Origin of the sequence: Gordonibacter sp. RACS_AR68 (assembly GCF_030418485.1) — a bacterium.
Classification (GTDB): domain Bacteria; phylum Actinomycetota; class Coriobacteriia; order Coriobacteriales; family Eggerthellaceae; genus Gordonibacter; species Gordonibacter urolithinfaciens.
Genome location: NZ_JAIPUP010000008.1, coordinates 16462 through 37888 on the forward strand (window position 1 = coordinate 16462; position 21427 = coordinate 37888).

The following is a 21427-nucleotide window of genomic DNA, read 5'->3' on the forward strand; positions in this document are numbered from 1 at the left end:
GGAGGCATTCGGTAAGATTCTCGCAAAGCGGGGGCGCGACGGGAAGCCCCCGTCACCGTCCCCCCGCTGCACCGATCTTCTCGACCAGGTCCTTCCGGTTGTTTACGCCCAGCTTCAGGTATATCCTCTTGCGGTGCGTGTCGACGGTGTTGATGGACACGCACAGGCTCTCGGCGATCTGCCGGTTGCTGTAGCCGAGGGCGAGCAGCTCGCAGACCTCGCGCTCGCGTGCCGTCAGGGGGCTGCCGTCGCGCCGTTCGAGGCGCCATGCGGGCTCCGGGATGTTCAGCTCGGCGATCTCCTGCGTTATCCTCTGCGCAAGGGCGTCCAGGCCGTCGCCCACGAGCCTCCTTTCGCGCATCCCCCCGAGCAGGCGCGTCATGGAGAACCCCTCGTTGACGAACGCCTCTATCTCGCCGGTGTCCCGGGCCAGCTCCAAGGCGCGCAAGACCGCATGCGAGGAAGGCCCCTGCAGGCCCTGGGCGTAGAGGACCATGCCCTTGGCGACGAGCGCGGAAAGGAGGAGCCCGTAGCGCCCGCTCTCCTCGAACGCCCCGGCAAGCCGGTCGAGGGATTTCCCCGCCTCCTCCACCTGGCCGCTCGCGAAGCGGAAGCGCGCAAGGGCGAGCGCGATCAGGTCGCCGATAAGATCCGCCGAGGCGGGGTTCGCGCCCCTCAGCGCCCGAACATGGTCGGCGGCCTGGTCGATGTTCCCGGCGTCTATCTCGATCATCGCCAGGTACACGAGGGCTATCAGCCGCGGCCGCTCCGCATGGCTCCTGTCGCAGAGCTGCAGGATCGAGCGGGCCGTGTCGGCGGCCTCCCCCATCCTGCCCTGCGCGCGCAGCGCCAAGGCGAGGCCGCACCCCGCCTCGGCGAAAAACTCGATCCCCGAAGAGGGGCCGAGAGAGCCGAGACAGCGGGAGTAAGCCTCCTCGGCGCGTGCGAACTCCCCTCTTTTCCGCATGACCGTCGCCTCTATCACCTCGGGGAGGACCTCGAGCTCGTCCATGCTGGAGAAGCCGAGGCCGTCCCTTGCCCTCCAAGCAGTCTTCTCGGCACTCCGCAAGTCCCCCGCATCGATGCGCTGTCGCGCTGCGAAATAGCAAAGCACCGAGCATGCGGGCCTGTTACCCTGGCCCGCGGCTACCTCCAAGCAGTTTTCGAGGTAATCGACTACCCTTGCGGGCTCCTTCTCCCTCGCCACGATGCACCCCGCCGCGTTGTACACCAGGCTGGCGAGCACTCCCGGGTCGCCCTGGCCGCAGCTTAGAAGCTCGGCCACCATATCCTTCCCCGCCCGGATGTCGCCGCTGTGACCGCAGCAAAGGGATAGCACGGCCAAGCGTTCCGCCTTAAGCTGGGAAGCATCGGGGGAATCCGCATCGGTAAGGCTTTCCGACATCTTCACGAAGCGTACGGACTCCTCGACCGAGCCGGCCTTGGCGAGCACCCATGCCTGGGCTATGCTCAGCTTCGGGGATGATTCGAGGACGTGACGCGGCAGCTTCGAGAGCACCTCGCCGAACACGTCGAAGCGGTTGTCGAACATGAGCGAGAGGTGATGCTCGCCGACCAGGTCTTCGAGCTCGTCCCAAAGGGCCGCTTTGCACAGGCAGTCGATCGCCTGCCCCACATGGTTATGGTTCTTCAGGTAGGCGCTGGCCCTCTTGCACAGCCCCCTCACCTCGGCGCGATCGAGCTTCCTGAACTTCGATTGCAGGTAATGCGGCCAAGGGCTCTGCGCCTTGTACCAGCGCCTCTTGCCGTCCACCGTCACGAGGACGCCGGTTTTCGCCGCGATCGACGCCAGGACGCCGTCGCACCCCTCGGCTTCAAGGACATCGTCGCAAAGCGGCGGGCTCACTAAGTCGAGGAAGGACGTTTTCACCAGAAGGTCCCGCTCCCGTTCGGAGAGCGCCGCCAAGAGCTCGTCCAGCAGCGAGAGCCGGCCGCATGCAGCAGAATCGGGAACCTCGTCCATGCGGGGCCGCGCCTCGGCAAGGCAGCGCGCAGCCACGTTCAAGGCCGGAAGCCGACCGCCGGCCGCCCGGACCGCCGAGCCGAGGATGCTCTCGGGCACCCCTGCCTCCTCCCCGAGAGAGGAACGGAGGAACCCCGCGGCCGCCTTATCGTCCAGCACGAGCTGCTCCGCAGTGACGAGCGCGGCCATGTCGTCGAAATCCGGGACCGGGCTCGCTGCTGAGAGAGAGGGCGCTTCCTGGCTGCACACAACGAGCTTGTACCCGGCCGGCATGTAGGCGATGAGATAGCTGACGAGGCGGTCGACCGGGCCGTTGCTCGCAGCCTCGAAGTTGTCGAGTACGAGCACGTTCCTGCCGCAAGCCGCCGGCAGGCCGGCACGTTCGATGGCGACTACCAGGGCGCCCGGAACCGCATCCGGCCCGCCGTCCCCCAGCACCTCGCAAAACTGCTGCCGCACGTCCGGGACGAAAGCCTCCAAACCGGCAAGGAGCAGGCTGCAGAACCGCGCGTAATCGCTGTCGTCGGCATCGAGCCTGACCCACGAGACGCTCGTCGGCGTACCGTCCTCGGACTGCCTCGCATGCCTTTCCCAGGCGGCGACGAGCGAGGTCTTGCCGCAGCCGGCAGGGGCCGCGAGGATGAGCGAGTTCTTGTCTAAGGCCCTTTCCACCAGCTCGTAAAGCTCGCCAAGCGGGTAGAGGCGGTTGGGAAGGCGCGGGGCGCGGAGCTTCGTCGAGGGGAATACGCCGGGATCCGTTCGCAATGCGGAAAGGTTCTCCATAAGCCGAGCCTCGCTGACTCCTTCGTGCAAACCCTGCGTTTCCCACCGGCTTTCCCCGACATGCCGGGTGTTCGCTTCATAGCGGCGGAAAGGCCGTTCGTCTTTACCCGAACCTTTTTTCAGGATTCTACCACACCTTTTGCCGCGTATTTCGGTCATGGATAGAAAAGGGCGGGTGCCGACCGCAAGTCGGCGACACCCGCCCGCAACCGCTGCGCGAGGTTGTTGGATGGAAAGCGCGTCGGCCTACGCCCTCTCTCCCAGCTCCTTGACGGCGTCCTCCTCCATCTTCGTGAGCTCCTTGCTCTTCTTGGCGCCGAACAGCATGAACGCAGCCGACACGAGGATGAACGCGGCGCCGACGATCAGCGCGCCGTCCCAGCCGAAGGCCGAGCCGCCCACCGCTGCGAGCGCGGGGACGCCGATGGCGTCCATGACGGTCTTCGCCAAAAACGCGATGCTGTAGAGGGCGGCGAAGTAGGCGGGGCCCAGGTACTTGGACACGGCAGACGTGAAGCACACGGGCGCCGAGCTCAGGGCGGCGCCGAAGAAGAAGCCGCCGATGTAGAGCACCGCGACGTTGGCGCCGAAGAGCACGATGAGCAGAAGGCCGCAGGCGGCGAGCACGTTGACCACGACGTAGGTGATGCGCGGCCCGATCCGGTCGATGAAGTAGCCGGACAGGAGCTTGCCCACACAGCCCGCGATGGAGAGGAACGTCATGAACACGCCGGCCGTCGCCAAGTCGAACCCGGTGTAGACGATGTAGGTGGGGAAGTTCTGGAACACGCCCTGCTCGCCGATGCCGATCAGGCCGAAGCTAAATATGATGGCCCAGAACGTGAAGGTCTTCACCGCCTGCGAGCGGTTGAGTCCGACCACCTTGACCGCGCCGGCGGTCTCCTCGCTCTTCACCTGCGCCGCCTCCTCCTCGGTCATCCCGTCGGGGTACAGGCCGACGTCCTGCGGGCGGAACTTGATGAGGAACGCCGAGACCAGAAGCACGACGAACGAGATGAGGCCCAAGATCAGCGGGGCGTTCTGCCAGCTGCCGGCGGCGGCCAGCACGGCAACCAGGTTCGTGGTGATGAGCGAGGCGGGGAACGTCGCGCAGAGCGTGATGCCGGTCGCGAGGCCGCGACGCTTGACGAACCAGTTCGCCGGTATCGACGTGATGAGCACGAAGCCGCCGCATCCGTTGCCGATGCCCATGACGGCGTACGCCAAGAACACCATCCACAGCGAGTCGACGAAGCCGAGTATCAGGAACCCGCCCGAGTACATGACCGCGGCGATCAGCAGGCATCCCTTGATGCCGATACGGGAGACCAGGCCGTTCACGGCGAGACCGGCGACCCCCGACACCACGAGGTACACCGAGAATCCCAGGCTCACGACGGAGGCCTCGGCTCCCAGCATCTCCGTCATGGGAATGCGGAGCATGCTGAACGAGTACAGCCCGAACCCCTGCGTGACGATGCAGACGATGAAAACGAGGAACACCTGGATCCAACCTTGGGTGAAGAACTTCCCCTTTGCTTTTTCTGACACGATATCATCCCCTCTCTGGGTGAGCACTATCCTGGCAAGAGGCCCGATCGCACACGCACGACCTCAGAAGGACCAGGATGCTTCGGTAAAAATCGGATTCGGCCGTAGCGGACGCGCGGTCGCAGAAAAAAGGGACCCATCTGGCCAGATGCGCTTCCTTGAACGCCGAGGCCTCCAACAGCGCCCCGTCCCTCTCCGCGTCCCGCCCCGCCTCCTGGGCGAGGCGTGCCCGATCGTACAGGAAGGCGAGGAAGCGTAGCTCGTTCGAAAGATGGTCCTCCGGCTCGCCGTCCTCCTGCCCCGCAGCGTAACCGCCCGCCCGATACAGCTCGCGCACCTCGTCGCGGGCCCCCTGCATGAGAAGGCCCCCTCCGTCGGCATACAGCGACTCGTAGGGCAGGGGCGCGCCCAGCCGCGAGCTCGCGAACAGGGCCGTGTACTCCACCCTCAGGTCGCGCGCCGCGCCGTCGTCGGCGAGCGCGCGCCTCCGGTCCCGCTCGACGCCCTCCCTCGCCCGTTCGACGGCCTCTCCCATGCCGTCGAACGGGGCGAGATCGAGCGATTCCAGCGCCTCGCGGTCGGCGACGTTCCAGAATATCCGGGCGAGCAGGCTCAGACGCTCGGCCTGAGCTTTGCAAAAACCTTCCCCGAGGGCATCATGGTTCTCCATCGAAGCCCCTCCTTCCCTGTTTCCCGGCAGGCCGGGGCAGAGGCCCCGGCCTGCCGGCGTGCCTGCTAGCGGGCGCGCAGCCCGTCCATGTCCTGCCACCGCTTCGAGCTCAATAGGTAGTAACAGGAGGGCTCGTTGCCCGTCTCCGGCTTGAGCTGGTGGACGTTGTCGCCCATCGCTGCGAGAACCTGCGATATACCGCTCTCGGGATCGTCCACGTCCCCGAACATCCACGCGTTCGAGTTGCAGGCGAACGCGCAGGCGGGAGCGAGCCCCTGGTCCACGCGGGCAGCGCACATATCGCACTTCCCCACCGTGTTGTCGCGCTCGTTGTAGCTGATGGCGCCGTAGGGGCAGGCGTCCATGCACTCCTTCCCCCCGCAGGCGGCGCAAGGTGCCGTGTCGATGACGACGATTCCGTCCTCGCGCTTGCGTATCGCCTGCTCGGGACAGGCCGGAACGCAGGAGGGCTTTCTGCAATGCTGGCACATCACCGGGATGAAGTACGTCTCCGCATCGGGGAACCCGCCGGTGGTGGAGGTGTACGTGCGTACCCAGAACGCGCCGAGGTCGACGTTGTTCTCCTGCTTGCACGCCCCCATGCAGCCGCGCGTGTCCATGCAACGGTCAAGGGATACGACCAAACCTAGCTGCGTCATTTTGCACACTCCTCCGGGGTCATGGGCATGAGCGCCTCGAGCTGTTCGCGCGTGATCTCGGGCCGGTAGCGCGCGATATCCTCCTCGGTTGCCTTGTAGATACGGCATATCTGCGAGCGGTACCCGCCCGATCCGGTCTCGGGGCAGTTGTTCTCCACCTCGATCAGGGCCTCGGTGTTCCACTCGAAGGCACCGTGCAGCTCCTCCTCCACGGTCTTCTCGGGACGCCACCAAGCGTGCTGGGAGTACGAGACAATGCCGGGAGCGACCATGAACCTGAACGACACCTTGCCCATGATCTTGTTGTAGGGGGCGCGCCCTCCCGTGGGCGGGGACTCCACCCATATCCAGTCGTTCTCGGCGACGCCGAACTGCGCGGCCGTCTCCGGGTTGATGAACACGTCGGGCGTCCTCGTCATCTCTCGCGTCCAAGGCAGCTGGCGGAACTCCGAGTGGAAGAAGCCCGCCTGCCGCTTGCCGTACGATCCAACCAGCGGATAGTCCTTTGCGAGGTCGGGGCGCGACAGCGGGGACTCGGCCGGCTCGACGTACACCGGCAGGGGCGGGTAGCCGCACTTCTGGTGGATCGTCGAGAACAGGTTCGCCTTGCCCGTGTCGGTGGGGAACTTCCCGGCTATCAGGAAGCGCTCCGTGGACGGCGGCGTGTCGGCACCGGGGACCGCCACCACGCGGCGCTTGAGCACGTCCTCGAACGGCATGCCCAAAAACTCGCGGGACAGGAGGTCGCGCTGTCCGTCGATGGTGTCGGCGGGCCAGAACTTCCCGTACTCCCCCGCCCAGTGGTTGGTCCACTCGTGGTTGAGGCGGCCCTCAACGTAGCGCTTGTCGTACTTGCCAAGCGCCTTGGAGAGCATCGCGCCGAAATCGTAGTCGTGGCGCGCCTCGCAGAGGGGCTCGACGGCCTTGTTGTAGGCCTGGTGCAGCGGGCTCGAGCCGCCGCCGGTGCCGAAGTTGAGGAAGTTGCGCTCCATCCAGGTGACGGCGGGCAGCACATAGTCCGCCATCTCGGCCGTCGGGGTCATGACCACGTCCGTGACCACGTGCAGCTCGATCTTCGTCTCGTCCTCGAGCAGCTTGAGCCAGCGCGCGAGGGTGGGATCGTGCATGAGCCAGTTGGACGAGATGGCTATGATGCCGTGCACGGGATAGGGACGGCCCGTCTCCGCCGCCTCCATGACGCTCGTGAGGTCGGGGAACAGCATGGCGCCGTCGGCGTTCTGCGGGCGGATAGGCTGCCACTTCACCATCTCCTCCCAGGCGTAGCCGCAGCCCACCCGGTGCGTGTAGTAGCCGAGGCGCTTGCGCTTCTGCTCCAAGGGCAGCCCGTCGGCCCAGGAAAGGTCGAGTTCGCTGGGGAAGGCGTGCGGCGTCACCGGGTAGAAGGCGCCGAGCACGTTGCCGCCCGCCACGTCCACGCTGCCGGTGATGATCTTCAGCACGTTGATGGCGTTCACGTACTGCGAGACGTTCGTGGACATGTACTGCATGCCCTGGTTGATGTCGACGGGTTTGAGCGTGCCGATCATCGTGGCCACGCGCTCCACCTGGTCGGCGGGAACGCCCGTGATCGACTCGGTGTGCTCGGGCGTCCATTCCGCGACGTTGTTCGCGAGCATCTGGAAGGCCGGGATGCAGGTGATCTTTCCTCCGCGCGTGCAGAGCTCCACCTCGTGCTCGCCGAACAGCGCGGGCATGATGGAGTCGGGCAGGTCGGCCGCCGGCGACTTCTCGGTCGAGGTCTTGTTCTTTTCGAACAGCTCCACCAGATGGTCGTAATGGGCCTTGCCGGAGGGGCCGCCCTCCCACTGGATCTCCTCGGCGTCCCAGTACTTCAGGCGGTCCTCCTTCTCGTCCCACACCATGAAGCGCTTGTCGCTGCCGCCCTCCACGATGTCGCTCTCAAGCAGCAAACCGCCCGTGTCGCCCCGCACCAGGAAGGGGGCGTTGCTCCAGCGCACGACGTAGTCCTTGTCGTAGAGGCCCTTGTCGATGATCACCTTCGCCATGCCCATGATCAAGCCGACGTCGGTGCCGGGACGCACGGGGACCCACTCGTCCGCCTTGCTGGCATAGACTCCCTGGACGGGATCCACGACGATGAGCTTCATGCCGTTCTCTTTGTTCGCCATGATGGTCTGCGCCTGGATCGGCCACGCGTAGGCCTGCTCGGCGGAGAAGCTCACGTGGCATTTCGTCGCAGCCGAGCCGCCGCCGGTCGCCGTGTAGAACCCGTAGTTGACCTGCTCGTGGAACTGCGGCAGGTAGCAAACCTGGATGGCCCCGTAGTAGTTGTTGGGGGTGCCGATGGTCCGGGCGATGCGGTGGGCGACCCAACCCATGTCATGGCGCCCGGTGCGTCCCGGGAGCACGAACGTCTCCGCGCCGTGCTTCTCCACCATCTCATGGATCTTGGCTGCGATCTCGTCCACGGCTTGATCCCATGAGACGCGCTCCCACTTCCCCTCGCCGCGCTTCCCCGCTCGTTTCAGGGGGTAGCGCAGGCGCGTCGGGCTGTACTCGAACTGGATGGCCTCCGAGGCCCTCACGCATGCCTTGCCCATGTTGGGCGGACCGAGCTTCGGGTCGCCCTCGACCTTGACGGCGCGCCCGTCCTTCACCGTCACCCACACAGGGCAGTTCAGGTGGCAGGATCGGCAGCCGGCATAGACTTTCCTCGTCTCGCCTTCGGTGCCTGTCTGAGCATTCTCCACGTTTCTCATCCTCCGTTCCTCGTGTTTCGATCGCTTGCCTTGCGATGCGGCGCCCCGCAGCGGGCCCTCGCCGGTGCTATGCCGACAGGCCTTCCGAGGCGGGATGCAATCACCCCATCGGAGCCGACGGCGCGCCCGGTGCCTTCGGGGCGCTCGGCGCTTTCGGCGCGCCTGGTGCCTTGGGTGCACCTGCCGGGGCGGCGAACCCCGGGGCGGCGGCGTCGGGCCCTTCGAGCTCGGCCCCGCACTTCTCACAGATAGCCGCATACTCCAAATTGTCCGCGCCGCACTTGCGGCAGGTATTGGCCTGGGCCTTCACGTCTGCAGGTCTGAAGCACATGGTCTCCTCCTTTCTCGATTGCTGTCCTCCTGTCGAGAAAGTATAGGAAGCGCCCGGGCATCTGAAACCACCGGAAACACGTGACAAGGGGTGGTGATCTTTCCTTGAAGACGACGGGGCCCTGCGGAAGCGTTGCTGCGCCGCAGAAAACGAAGCGGCGAGCGCCAGGCGCTCGCCGCTTCGTTTTCTTCTGTTGCCAGCGTGCCGTCCGAACGGGGACGGCGTGCGCCGGGGAGCCTACGCCTCCAGCATCCTCTTCACGAAGGCTCCCGTGTAGCTGCCCTCGACCTCGGCCACTTCCTCGGGGGTGCCCTGGGCCACGATGGTGCCGCCGCGGTCGCCGCCCTCGGGTCCCAGGTCGATGATACGGTCGGCGCACTTGATGACGTCCAGGTTGTGCTCGATGACGAGCACCGTGTTGCCGGCGTCCACCAGGCGCTCCAGCACCTCCAAGAGCTGGCGCACGTCCTCGAAGTGCAGGCCGGTGGTGGGCTCGTCCAGGATGTAGAACGTCTTGCCGGTCTGGCGGCGCTGCAGCTCGCTCGACAGCTTCACGCGCTGCGCCTCGCCGCCCGAAAGCGTGGTGGCGGGCTGCCCCAGGCGGATGTAGCCCAGACCCACGTCGTGCAGCGTCTGCAGCTTGCGCTTGATGCCGGGGATGTTCTCGAAGAAGGCCAGCGCGTCGTCCACGGTCATGTCCAGCACCTCGGCGATGTTCTTGCCGCGGTACGTGACCTGCAGCGTCTCGCGGTTGTAGCGCGCGCCGCCGCACACCTCGCAGGGCACGTAGATGTCGGGCAGGAAGTGCATCTCGATCTTGATCTGGCCGTCGCCCTTGCAGGCCTCGCAGCGGCCGCCGTTCACGTTGAAGGAGAAGCGCCCCGGCCCGTAGCCGCGCGCCTTCGACTCCTGCGTGCTGGCGAACAGCGCCCGGATGTCGTCCCAGAGGCCTATGTAGGTGGCCGGGTTCGAGCGCGGCGTGCGCCCGATGGGGCTCTGGTCGATGTTGATGACCTTGTCGATCTTGTCCAGGCCGGTGATCTTCTTGTACTTGCCGGAGCGGCGGTGCGCATGGTTCACGCGGTTCGCGAGCGCCGGTGCCAGCGTGTCGGTGACCAGCGAGCTCTTGCCCGAGCCCGACACGCCCGTGACCACGGTGAGCGTGCCGAAGGGAACCTCCAGCGTCAGGTTCTTCAGGTTGTTCTCCGAGGCGCCCGTGAGCTTGAGCGACCCGCGCCGCGGCTTGCGGCGCTTCTCCGGGACGGGGATGGTGCGGCGGCCCGAAAGGTAGTCGGCCGTGAGCGAGCCCTCGAATCTCACGATCTCGTCGGGCTTGCCGGCCGCCACCACCTCGCCGCCGTGCTCGCCCGCGCCCGGGCCCATGTCGATGACGTAGTCGGCGCTGCGGATGGTGTCCTCGTCGTGCTCGACCACGATGACGGTGTTGCCCAAATCGCGCAGGCGCTCCAGCGTGGCGATGAGCCGCTCGTTGTCGCGCTGGTGCAGGCCGATGGACGGCTCGTCCAAAATGTAGAGCACGCCCATGAGGCCCGCGCCGATCTGCGTGGCCAGGCGGATGCGCTGCGCCTCGCCGCCCGAGAGCGTGGCCGTGGCCCGCTCGAGCGTGAGGTAGTCCAAGCCCACGTCCACCAGGAAGCGCAGGCGCGCCTTGATCTCCTTCACGATGGGACCGGCGATATGCTCTTCGGAGCCGTGAAAGGCCAGGCCCTCGAAGTAGTCGAGCGAATCGGCCGCGCTCATCTCGGTGACATCGTGGATGGACTTGCCGCCCACCGTCACGGCCAGGATCTCCGGCTTCAGGCGCTTGCCGCCGCACGTCTGGCACGGCACGATGGCGAAGTACTCCGACAGCTTCTCGCGCTGGTTGTCGGACTGGGCCTCCTGGTAGCGGCGCTGCACGGCGGCGAGCGCCCCTTCCCACTCGATGTACCAGTACGTCTCGCGCCCGTCCACGGTCACGTAGTCCACGCGCACCTTGTCGTCGCCCAGGCCGTAGAGCAACGCGTCGGTGGCCTTCTTCGGCATGTCCTCCCAGGGCGTGTTTTCGTCGGTGCCCATGTGCTTGGCCACGGCGCGCAGCACCTGCGGGTAGTAGTTGCCCGTCTTGAACGGCGCGATGGCGCCCTCGGCCAGCGTGAGCGAGGGGTCGGGCACCACGAGAGAGGGATCCACCTCCTCGCGGCTGCCGATGCCGAGGCAGTCCGGGCAGGCACCGTAGGGGGCGTTGAACGAGAAGTCGCGCGGCTGCAGCTCGTCCATGGAATGGCCGTGCTCGGGGCAGGCAAGCGCGAGCGAGAAGATATGCTCGCCGGCGCCGAGGCCACCCGTAGCGCCGCTCGACTTGCCGCCGCCCTCGCCGAGCGGTTGCCCGTCCTCGCCCAGCACCTGCACGAGCACGCGCCCGTCGGCCAGCTTCGTGGCCAGCTCCACCGCCTCGGCAATGCGGCTCGTGGCGCTCTCCTTCAGCTGCACGCGGTCCACCACCACGTCGATGAAGTGCTTGATCTTCTTGTTGAGCGTGAGCGGCTCGGCCTCGAGCTTCACGATCTCGCCGTCGATGCGCACGCGGCTGAAGCCCTCCTTCTGCAGGTCGGCGAACAGCTTCGCGAACTCGCCCTTGCGTCCGGTGACGACCGGGGCCATGATGATGGCCTTCGCATCGGGAGCGAGCGCCAGTATCTCGTCGGTCACCTGGTCGGTGGTCTGCTTGCGAATGACGCGCCCGCACTCGGGACAGTGAGGCACGCCCACGCGAGCGAACAGCAGGCGCAGGTAGTCGTATATTTCGGTGGTGGTGCCCACGGTGGAACGCGGGTTCTTGCTCGTGGTCTTCTGGTCGATTGAAACGGCCGGTGACAGGCCGTCGATGCTGTCCAGTTCCGGCTTGCTCATCTGCCCCAAGAACATGCGCGCGTAGCTGGAGAGGCTCTCCACGTAGCGGCGCTGGCCCTCGGCGTACATCGTGTCGAACGCGAGGCTCGACTTGCCGCTGCCTGACAGACCCGTGATGACCACGAGCTCGTCGCGCGGGATGATGAGGTCGATGTCCTTGAGGTTGTGCTCGCGGGCACCCTTGATGACGATGGCGTTCTGTCCCATGTGGCTTATCGCTCTTTCTCTTGCGCATCCGCAGCCGGCAGCCGTGCCCCGGCGTCGCGTGCCGTGGGTCGCAAATTAGGCTACCGGGAAACTATCATTTCCGTGCAATCGTTCATTCTAGCGCAGCGCGCGGAAAGAGCCAGCGAAAACATACGTTCGTGTTCCAGCGTTCAAACGATGCGCACAATTCGTTCGCTTTCCAATGCTGCAGCGTGCCGGGAGGGGGGGGGCAGCGGCACTGCCCTCTAGTTCAGCCGCGAGGGTGACGCAGGGCGCGGGATGACGCATCATCCTGAATCATCTACCCCGAAAGAGAAGCTCCCCCTAACGGAGCGTTCCCGTCAGCCGTGCGCGCTCCACCATCTCGTCGAAGGGCAGCGCGGGCGCGTAGAGGTAGCCTTGGAAGTAGGAGCAGCCGAGCGTCTTCAGCACGTCGCGCTGCTCGGCCGTCTCCACGTACTCGGCCAGAACCGTGAAGCCCAGGTGCTCGGAGAGGTCGGCGATGGACGAGACGATCTCGGCGTAGCGCTCGTTCTCCATGACGCCCTTGGCAATGGTCCCGTCGAGCTTAACCACGGAGAACACGCTCGTCTCGAGGTACTGAAACGAGGTGCGGCCCATGGAGAAGTCATCGATGGCCAGCGGCATGCCCGCGTCCGCAACGCGGCGCAGCAGGTCGTGCGCGCCCGCGTCCCACAGCAGCGCCTCGCGCTCGGTGGCCTCCACCACCACGCGGCCGGCATCGAGCCCGCGGGCGCGGAAGGCGTCGATGACGAAGCCGACGGCCGCCTCGTCCTGCAGCATCGTGGCCGTGGCGTTCACGCTCACGCTGAAACCCGCATCGAGCTCGCCCGCATGCGCGAGCGCCTCCGCAGCCTGCGCGTCGGCCAGCGCCCGCTCGAACACGGCGCGCTCGAGCTCGCCGCCCGCACCGGCCTCGCGTGCCAGCTCGATGACGAGCGGCGGGTAGAGCCAGCCGTACACGGGGTGCTCCATGCGAAGCAGGGCCTCCGCGCCAACCGCGCGGCCGTCAGCGTCGAACTGCGGCTGGTAGCGCAGCTCGAAGGCCCCCGCGTCCACGGCGGCCCGCACGTCCTCGGCGAGCGAGCGGGCCACCGCGCCCAGCGAGCCCGCGGCCGTCACGAGCTCGACCGAGCGCCCGGCGCGCTCGTCGTCCTGGAACGACGAGAGCAGGGCATCGTACTGCACCCGCGCGTGGGCGTCGGCCAACCGCTCGTAGCGGCGTAGGAACGGCAGGTAGAGCACCGTGCCCAACACGATGCACGCGAGCTGCAGCACCGCGCCGGCGGGCGAGCCCGTGGCCACCCAGCCGCCCACGAGAGGCGGCGTGGTCCACGACACGTCCACCACCACGGGCGGCACGAGCCCGGCCGCCATGGCTGCGTACGACACCACCATGTTCACCAGGGGCACCGCGATGAACGGCACGAACAGCGCCGGGTTCCACACCACCGGCAGCCCGAACAGCATGATCTCGGATATGTTGAAGCACATGGGCACGGCCGCGAACGCCGAGAGCCGCCGCGCGCTCCTGCGGCGGCCGAACAGCAGGATGGCCGCGAGCAGCGACAGCAGCGCGCCGGCCCCGCCGATAGAGGCGAACACGTCCAGGAACGTCTTCGTCACGATCTGCACGGGCTCGCCGCCCGCCGCGAGCGCCGCCGCGTTGGCGGCCGTGCCGGGCACGAACACGCTCTGCGCCACGCCGTCGAGCATGTTGCCGCCGTGGATGCCGAAGAACCACATGACGTTGTTCAGGAAAAGGTACAGAAGCCCGCTGCCCAACGTGGCCGTGGCCAGGGGGAAGAGCGCGCTCACGCTGTCGAAGAACAGCTGCTCGATGCAGCTCGAGCCCGAGAGCGCCGCCACGGCGGCGTTCGCCGCGCCGAAGAGCGCGATGACGGCCGCGATGGGCAGGAGGCCCGACACGGCCTGGTTGAACACGTTGTCCAGGCTGTCGCCGTACAGCCGCCGGGTGCGGCGCAGGCGCACGAGCCGGCAGTACAGCACCGACGAGGCCAGCCCGCACACGATGGCGATGAACAGCGAGCGCGTGCTGAGCACGATGGGATCGAAGCCCTCGGTGCCGAAGCCCACGGACATGAGGTAGGCCGCGAGCGCGGCGAAGGGCGCGCCCTGGACGAAGAAGCCCCCGAAGCGCTCGGCGCAGGCGTTGGCGTAGCGCAGCGCCACGGCCACGGACACGTAGAGCGAGAAGATGCCCATGGTACCGTCGTACACGAGGTCGAGCAGGCCCTCGACGCGCGGCGCGCCGGCGAGGGCGTCCTGGTAGGGCGCGAGCGGCAGGTTGAGGAAGATGAGGCAGAACGACCCCACCAGCAGAACGGGGATGGTGAGGATGAGCCCTTGGCGGATGGCCTGGAACGCCATGACGTCCTCCAAGCGCGCGAACAGCGCGTCAACCTTGTCGAGCATGCCCGCCCTTCCGTCCCGTCCTCACCGTTTCGTCGAAGCCATTGTACCCCGAACGGAGACAACGGGCGGCGTGAACGGATACGTTCGAGAAACAGATCCGCGGCGCACGCGGACGTTCAGCGGCCCAGCAGGTGCCGCACGGCCGCCACCGGGTGCCTCCCCAGCATGCGCGGGCCGGCGTAGCGCATGACGGCACGGATCTCGTCGCGCTTCTCGGGGGCATAGCAGTGGTTGCCGCATTCCTCGCAGGAGGTCTTGACCTCCATCTTGCGGCAGCGCTCGGTACGCAGCACCGCGTAGGCATCGATGGCCGCGCAGTCCGCGCACACGGCCTCGCCGCAATGGGCGCGCTCGGTGCGAGCTGCGGCGTCGTGGTTGCCCGCGCAGTAAAGCGCCACCATCTGCGAGATGGTGCGCTTCTCGCGCACGCGGCGCTTGGCGGTTTTCGGCGAGTCACCCATGGCGAACATGGTAGCAGAACCGCCGCCGCGCCGCGAGCGGGATTTCCCCGCGACGCGACGGGCGGCGGCTCGGGCGGAGCAGCGCGCGGCGGCCCCGCCCTACCCCACGAGCTTCTTGCCCAGCGAGGCACGGATGATGCCCTTGCTGGCGAAGTACGTGACCGCGAGGTACGCCCCGTACACCACCGCCACCAGCACGGCGGTCATGAGCGCAGGCTCGAGCACCGACACGCCCAGCTGAGAGATGACGGAGTCGCTGATGACGCCCACGGCGCACACGGTATGGCACACGGCCACCGCCAACGGCACGAGGAAGTACACGAGCACCTGCGCGCGCAGCGACTGGACGATCATGCGGCGGTCGCAGCCGATCTCGGCGAGCACCCGGTAGCGCGGCAGCGAGTCGCTCGCCTCGGACAGCTGCTGGATGGCCAGGACGGCCGCCGTGGCGATGAGGAACACGAAGCCGATGTAGAGCGCCAAATACGAGATCATGAGGTTCATGCCGCCCGACTGCACGAGCACCTCCTCGGCCGTGAACGACAGCGTCACGGGCCAGGGCTTCGGGCTGAACTTCCAGCCGGATGCCGCCACCTCCGGGTTGGCGGGCGACGCCTCGGCGAGCACCTGCTCGAGCAGCTTGTCGCCCTCGGCCCGGTCCGTCCGATACATGAGGTTGAGGATGCTCTGCTCGGGAACGGCGCCTTGGGCGCGCAGGCCGGCGATCACCGCGTCGGGCACGATGAGCTCTGCCCCGCTCGCAGAGAACGTGGTGTCCTCCATCGGTTGGCTGCGCAGCTCGCCCGAGGACTCGAGCACGCGCCCGCCTGCGACCACCGTCTCGCCCTTGCGCGCAAGCGCCTCGGAAAGCGCCTTCATGGCGTCGAGCGTGTTGTTCACCGCGTAGCCGTCCTCGCCCACGTCCACGGTCGGCCGGCCCGCAAGCTCTGCGAGCGCGTTGAACTGCGAGACGCCGATGAGCGTGACGCCCTGGTTGTGCAGGGCCTCGTTCTGCTTCGCATTGCCCGTGTCCTGGCCGTAGCGCCCCATGAGCTCGCCGTAGGACGTCTCGTCGCTCACGAAGGCGTCGATCTGAGCGGACTTCGCCACGAGCTCGTCCCACGCCGACGAGGCGTCGGCCAGCTTCGCGGCGATATCCCAGCCGTAGGCCTCCGCGTCGGCCTCGATGGCGGCCGCCTTCTCGTCGGCCACCTTCTGGTACTCGCGGTCCTCCTCGGTCATCTGCGCGAGCGCCTCGGGGTCGCGCGTGCCGCCCTGGTTCAGGTACACGTTGGCCGTGAGCGTGGCGTCGTAGACCGTGCCGTCCTCGATGTTTCCGCTGAAGGCGCGCGCCAGCCCCATGCCGGTGGAGAACACGGTGAGCGAGAAGAACAGCATGACGCACACCACCGAAAGCGACACGAACGCCGTGTTCACCTTGCTGGCTATCTGGCGCATCGTGAACATCATGAGGCCCTTGAAGTACACGCCGCGCGTGCGCTCGATCACCGCGATGGCGAAGCCGGCAAGCGACCAGAAGAGCAAAAACGTGCCGACCACCATGAGCGCCGTGGCCTTCCAGAACCCGTCGTCGAACTCCAGAAGGCCGTTTTCGACGAGCGTGGCGTACGCCCATGCGATCAGGCCCACGGCCGCAACGAACCCGGCGAGGCTGATCCACGGGTTGCGCACGCGGAAGCGCGCGTTCTTCGAGCGGGCAGAGAGCAGGTCGATGAGCTTGTAGCGGCGGATGGACACGGTGTTGAACAGGGCCGTCACCGCGAAGATGAGCGCGAAGCACACCAGCGTGAGCAAAAAGGCGTCGAACGAGAATATGAAGCGGTACTGCGTCATCTCGATGTTGAACAGGCCCGCCGTGACGAACGACATGCCCTGCGAAAGCGCGAACCCGAGCGCCAGGCCCACCACGAGCGACACGAGGCCCACCACCGCCGTCTCCATGAGCACGATAGCCGACACGCTGCGGGGATTCATGCCCAGCATGAGGTACGTTCCGAACTCCTGCTTGCGCCGCCTAATGAGGAAGCCGTTCGCGTAGAGCACGAGGAAGCCGAGCACGCAGGCGATGAGCACGCTGAACATGCCGAGGAACTGCCCCGTCAGCGAGAAGACGCTGGCCGAGGCCGTGTCCTCGAGGTCGAAGAGAATGGACTGGCTCGACACCGAGTTGAACGCGTAGAACACCGCCACGCCGAAAACGAGCGTGACGAAGTACACGCCGTAGTCCTTGACCGAGCGGCGGATGTTGCGGAAGGCGAGTTTAGCGAGCATCGCGCACGTCACCGCCCAGGAACGTGACCACTTCCATGATCCGGTTGAAGAAGTCCTTGCGCGAGGTGTCGCCCTTGCGTATCTCGTTGAACACGGCGCCGTCCTTGACGAACAGGATGCGGCTTGCAAACGAGGCGGCGTAGGAATCATGCGTGACCATCATGATGGTGGCGCCGAGCGAGGAGTTCATCATCTCGAGCGTCTCCAGCATGACGGTGGCGCTGCGCGAGTCGAGCGCGCCCGTGGGCTCGTCGGCAAGCACGAGCTTCGGATCGGCCACCATGGCGCGGGCGGCGGCGATGCGCTGGCGCTGGCCGCCCGACATCTGGTAAGGGTACTTCCCCAGCACCTCGGACACGCCGAGCGTGGCCGCGATGGCGTCCACCTTGGGTTTCACCCGGCCGGTGGGCTCGCCCTTCACCGTAAGCGCGAGCGCGATGTTCTCGAAGCCGGTGAGCGTGTCCAGCAGGTTGGAGTCCTGGAAGATGAAGCCCAGGTCGTCGCGGCGGAACTTCGCGAGCGCGCGGGAGCGCAGCCCCGTGACGTCGCGCCCGTCGACGAGGATATGGCCGCTCGTCACGGTGTCGATGGTGGCCACGCAATTGAGCAGCGTGGTCTTGCCGGAGCCCGAGGGCCCCATGATGCCCACGAACTCGCCCGGCATCACGTCGAAGCTGATGTCGCGCACCGCCTTGGTGACGGAATCTTTGCTCCCGTACACCTTCTCTATCTGGCGAACCGACAGGATGGGCCGGGAGCCGGACGCATAGGCGGCCGGCGCCTGCTGCGCGCAAGCCGCCGACGGGGTCGCGTAAACTTCGGTCATGGCAAATCTCCTTCTCTCGGGGTCTGCCAAGATAGTACGTCCGCGGCGCCGCACCCGCCATCGAAGAGGCTTACCGCAACCTTACGAATTTGCAAGGGTGGGGCGCCCGTGACAGGATGCGACAGGGGGATGGGGGTAATATCACGTTCCCTGATGTCTTCCAAACACGCCAGGATCAGGGGGAATGCGACATTGTCCGCGTCCCTCTGCCACGCCAAACGAGACATCATCCCCGTCCCCGCGTCTCACCCGCGTCTCACCCGACGTCCCTGCGCCTGCGGTCGTGCGGAAACGCGAGCATGACGCGGGTACCGGTGCCCTCCTCGGAGGCCAGGCCCACGCCGAGGCCCATCTTCTCGCAGAGCGTGGCCACCAGGTACAGGCCCATGCCGGTGGCCGAGCCCTGGGCGCGGCCGTTCTCGCCGGTGAAGCCGCGGTCGAACACGCGCGGGACGTCCGCAGCGGGGATTCCCCGCCCGTTGTCGGCGATCTCCAGCACGGTGCGCGCCGCGCTCGTGCCCGTGCCCTCCTCGCGCGCGGTGAAGCGCACGGCAGTCGCGCCGTATTTCGCCGCGTTCACCACGACCTGCCCCAATACGAAGGAGAGCCAGGAGGCATCGGCAAACACGGAGACATCGTCCCCCACCTCGATGGACGGGATGGCGCCGTGCTCAATCAGGTAGCGCGCGTTCTTCTTGCAGGCCGCTCGCACGGCCTCGGCCAACGGCAGCTCGCGAATGGCGTAGTCGCGCGCGAGCGAGGTGGAGCGCGCATAGTAGAGCGCCTGCTCCACGTAGGACTCGATACGGTCCAGCTCGGCCTTCAGCTTCGCAGCCACGCCCCCGTGCAGGTCGGCCGCCATGAGATGGACGGCGGCGATGGGCGTCTTGATCTCGTGTATCCACAGCTCGATGTAGTCGCGGTACGACTCGGCCTGCCGCCGATGGAACGCCACATCGTCGGCCGCGGCCTTTCCCACCGCCTCGAGCGCCTCGTGGGCCAGATGCCCCTCGAGGAAGCCGGGATCCTCCACGAGCTCCGAGGCGAAGTAGGTGCTGTCGAGGTCCTCGACGATGCGCGCGAGCTCGGTATAGAAGCGGCGTCTGCGCACGTAGCCGATGCCGAGCACCACCGCGCCGCACAGCGCCACGAAACACGGCACGAGCACCGTGGCGTCCGTGCCCACGCCCAGCACCGCCAGCATGCCGGCCACGCCCAGGCAGCACAGCACGCCCACGCCGATGGCCGCGAGGTTGTCGCGCAGATAGGCGGACAGGCTCATGGCAGCGCACCGCCCATCAGACGAGGTAGCCCTGCCCCCGGCGCGTGGCCAGGAAGCCTTCGGGCACGCCGATGGAGGCCAGGCTCTTGCGCAGCCGGTTCACGTTCACCGTGAGCGTGTTGTCGTCGATGAAGGCGTCGGACTGCCACAGCTCCATCATGAGCTCCTGGCGCGAGATGATGGCCCCTTTGTTCTCCATGAGCAGGTGCAGCACGCGGAACTCGTTGCGGGTGAGCTCCACCCCGCGGCCCTCGTACTCCACGCGGCTTTTCGCCACGTCCAGCACGACGCCCTTGTGCTCGATGCGCGCAGGCGGCTCGGTGCGCGCCGCGCGGCGGAGCACCGACTGGATGCGCGCCAGCAGCACGGCGGGGTTGTAGGGCTTCGTCACGTAGTCGTCCGCGCCCAGGTTCATGCTCATGACCTCGTCGAACTCGTTGTCCGACGAGGTGAGCATGACGATGGGCACGTCGCTTGCGCGGCGCAGGTCGCGGCACACGGCATGGCCGCCGTCGCCGGGCAGCTTGAGGTCCAGCAGGACGCAGTCGGGATCGGCGGCCAGCGCCTCGTCGGCAATGCGGTCGAACGCCGTGCTGGCCAGCGCAACGTGCCCCTGCAGCTCCAGCAGGCGCATGAGCTCGCCGCGCAGCGCCGCGTCGTCCTCCACGACGAATATCCGGGCCACGGGGCCTCCTTCACACTCGGTTTCTCGCACCGCGCCTCGGGGCCGATGCCATGGTTCGCCCCTCATACTATGGCAAGGGGGCGCGAACGCCCCCGAGCCGTAACCGTTTCGTCAACGTGCCGTCAGCGAACCCGTTGGTTTCGGGCGGTGCCGGCACCGCTTCCTCCGCATGGCGCAACGATGCGCGCCGCAGCAGCTCTGGCAGACCGGCCGGTCAGCCGCGCTTCGCGTAGGTGCGCGGCAACAGGGGGCACCCCGGCTCCACGTTCATGAAGTAACGCAGCAGGAAGGTGAGGCCCGCCACCGTGAGCGCGATGCCCAGGCCCGTGTAGAAGAACGCGATGAACCAGTCGGGCACGAGCCCCGACATGCGCAGGCCGATGCCGCCGCCCATCATGATGGCCATCATGATGTAGCCCTTCTTGTCGAAGAACTTCAGGATGTTCGTCTTGGCCTCCTCGTAGCCGCCGATGCGCTTGGCGTGCTTGCCCACCATCTTCTGGAAGATGCGCGAATGGAACAGCACGAAGATCACCGCCGAGCCCACGAGGAGCGCCCAGATGACCCAGCCCCAGTCGTGCCGGTAGGCCGTGAGCCCGATGTTGGCGATGTTCGCGCCGGCTATGGCCCACACGATGCCCGCTACGAGCATGAGCTTGTTCGTTGAGATCTTGAGCATTGCCATCACCTTTCCCCGGCGGCCGCCGCGGCCGCCCCTTCCGTGCTGCGCGCGGGGGGCTCCAGCCTTCCCGCGCCGTCTGCCGCATCTTCCGCACCCGGCGCGTCCGGTCCATAGAGCCCCGCGCGCAGCAGCGCCGAGAGCACGCGGCAGTCGGGCTCGCCCGCGCACAATCCGGCGATCATGCTCTCGAGCACGAATGCCACGAGCTCGGCCGGCTCGATGCCCGCGCGCCCGGGGTCGGCCTGCGCGTCGGCCTCCAGCACGCCCCGCATGCCGGCGCGTATATGGTCGAACGTCGCGGACTCGCGCATTTTGCCCTCGTCGCGTCCTTGGATGGACAGCGCGCTGATCTGGGGCAGCCAGTCCGAGCGGAACGCTGCGAGCGCCGAGGACATAGCCGCGTAAACCCGGCTGACGAAGGCGTCGAAGCGCTCCCCCTCCACGATGAGGCACAGGTCCTCGTGGAAGGCGCGCTGCCAGAACGTGCCGATAACCTCCACCAGGAGGTCGTCCTTCGTCGGAAAGTAGTTGTAGATCGTGCCCACGGACACGCCGCAGGCCTCGGCCACGCTGCGGATACCCAGGCCCGCCAGCCCGCGCTCCTCCGCCAGCGCGTAGGCCGCCTCGGCTATCGCCGCCCGATCGATGCCCTGCCGCGCCATGGCCGCACCTCCCATCATTCTTTGAACCTCGTTCATTTTGCTTATCCCATTATAGCGGGGCGCTAGAACAAGGCAAGCGGTTTATGAACAATGTTCATAAACCGCTTGCGAAAGGTGGGGCGCCCCGCTGCGCGAGAGCAAGAGGGCCGCACGGTGCGAAAAGGCGGCCCGTTGCGCGGCAGGTCGGCACCGGTACGAGGCCGAGCGGCCTCGCAGAACCAGCACGGGCCCGCTCGGAGCC

The 21427-nt window shown here is 67.0% G+C and carries 15 protein-coding genes; all 15 read right to left on the reverse strand.

Annotation, left to right across the window (positions count from 1 at the left end; genetic code table 11):
* Positions 1-52: 52 nt before the first annotated feature.
* Entirely contained in the window at positions 53-2767 is a 2715-nt protein-coding gene (locus K9U15_RS13545) for a LuxR C-terminal-related transcriptional regulator (RefSeq protein WP_157780594.1), read from the reverse strand.
* A gap of 246 nt (positions 2768-3013) precedes the next feature.
* Positions 3014-4318 carry an MFS transporter gene (locus K9U15_RS13550; RefSeq protein WP_154270400.1) on the reverse strand — a complete coding sequence of 435 codons (1305 nt, stop codon included), beginning with the start codon at positions 4316-4318 and terminating at the stop codon, positions 3014-3016.
* Between the two features lie 4 nt (positions 4319-4322).
* Positions 4323-4988 carry a molecular chaperone gene (locus K9U15_RS13555; protein ID WP_096228464.1) on the reverse strand — a complete coding sequence of 222 codons (666 nt, stop codon included), beginning with the start codon at positions 4986-4988 and terminating at the stop codon, positions 4323-4325.
* 65 nt (positions 4989-5053) lie between these two features.
* Positions 5054-5647 (reverse strand): 4Fe-4S dicluster domain-containing protein, encoded by a 594-nt coding sequence (locus K9U15_RS13560; RefSeq protein ID WP_157780593.1) that lies wholly within the window; start codon positions 5645-5647, stop codon positions 5054-5056.
* Positions 5644-8379 carry a molybdopterin-dependent oxidoreductase gene (locus K9U15_RS13565; protein ID WP_161959768.1) on the reverse strand — a complete coding sequence of 912 codons (2736 nt, stop codon included), beginning with the start codon at positions 8377-8379 and terminating at the stop codon, positions 5644-5646. Before K9U15_RS13565 ends, K9U15_RS13560 begins: the two co-directional genes overlap by 4 nt.
* A gap of 109 nt (positions 8380-8488) precedes the next feature.
* Entirely contained in the window at positions 8489-8719 is a 231-nt protein-coding gene (locus K9U15_RS13570; protein WP_154270404.1) for a zinc-ribbon domain-containing protein, read from the reverse strand.
* A gap of 237 nt (positions 8720-8956) precedes the next feature.
* Positions 8957-11839, reverse strand: coding sequence for an excinuclease ABC subunit UvrA (uvrA, locus tag K9U15_RS13575; protein ID WP_096228461.1), 2883 nt, complete (start codon positions 11837-11839; stop codon positions 8957-8959).
* 324 nt (positions 11840-12163) lie between these two features.
* Positions 12164-14296 (reverse strand): PTS sugar transporter subunit IIC/EAL domain-containing protein, encoded by a 2133-nt coding sequence (locus tag K9U15_RS13580; RefSeq protein ID WP_096228460.1) that lies wholly within the window; start codon positions 14294-14296, stop codon positions 12164-12166.
* A 116-nt stretch (positions 14297-14412) separates the two neighbouring features.
* The gene (locus tag K9U15_RS13585; protein ID WP_224768033.1) at positions 14413-14766 is read right to left on the reverse strand and encodes a nitrous oxide-stimulated promoter family protein; all 354 of its coding nucleotides are present in this window, start codon (positions 14764-14766) and stop codon (positions 14413-14415) included.
* 90 nt (positions 14767-14856) lie between these two features.
* A complete protein-coding gene (locus K9U15_RS13590) occupies positions 14857-17049 on the reverse strand; it encodes an ABC transporter permease (protein WP_096228459.1) in 2193 nt (730 codons plus the stop codon).
* Positions 17039-17875: an ABC transporter ATP-binding protein gene (locus K9U15_RS13595; protein ID WP_096228458.1), complete on the reverse strand. Its 837-nt coding sequence runs from the start codon at positions 17873-17875 to the stop codon at positions 17039-17041. Before K9U15_RS13595 ends, K9U15_RS13590 begins: the two co-directional genes overlap by 11 nt.
* A gap of 256 nt (positions 17876-18131) precedes the next feature.
* Positions 18132-19157: a sensor histidine kinase gene (locus K9U15_RS13600; protein ID WP_301156379.1), complete on the reverse strand. Its 1026-nt coding sequence runs from the start codon at positions 19155-19157 to the stop codon at positions 18132-18134.
* A gap of 16 nt (positions 19158-19173) precedes the next feature.
* Positions 19174-19842, reverse strand: coding sequence for a response regulator transcription factor (locus tag K9U15_RS13605; protein WP_096228456.1), 669 nt, complete (start codon positions 19840-19842; stop codon positions 19174-19176).
* A 214-nt stretch (positions 19843-20056) separates the two neighbouring features.
* On the reverse strand, positions 20057-20521 hold the full coding sequence (locus K9U15_RS13610) for a hypothetical protein (RefSeq protein WP_197702195.1): 465 nt from the start codon (positions 20519-20521) through the stop codon (positions 20057-20059).
* Positions 20522-20526: 5 nt separating this feature from the next.
* Positions 20527-21222, reverse strand: a complete 696-nt coding sequence (locus K9U15_RS13615) for a TetR/AcrR family transcriptional regulator (RefSeq protein ID WP_096228454.1) — start codon at positions 21220-21222, stop codon at positions 20527-20529.
* Positions 21223-21427: the final 205 nt, after the last annotated feature.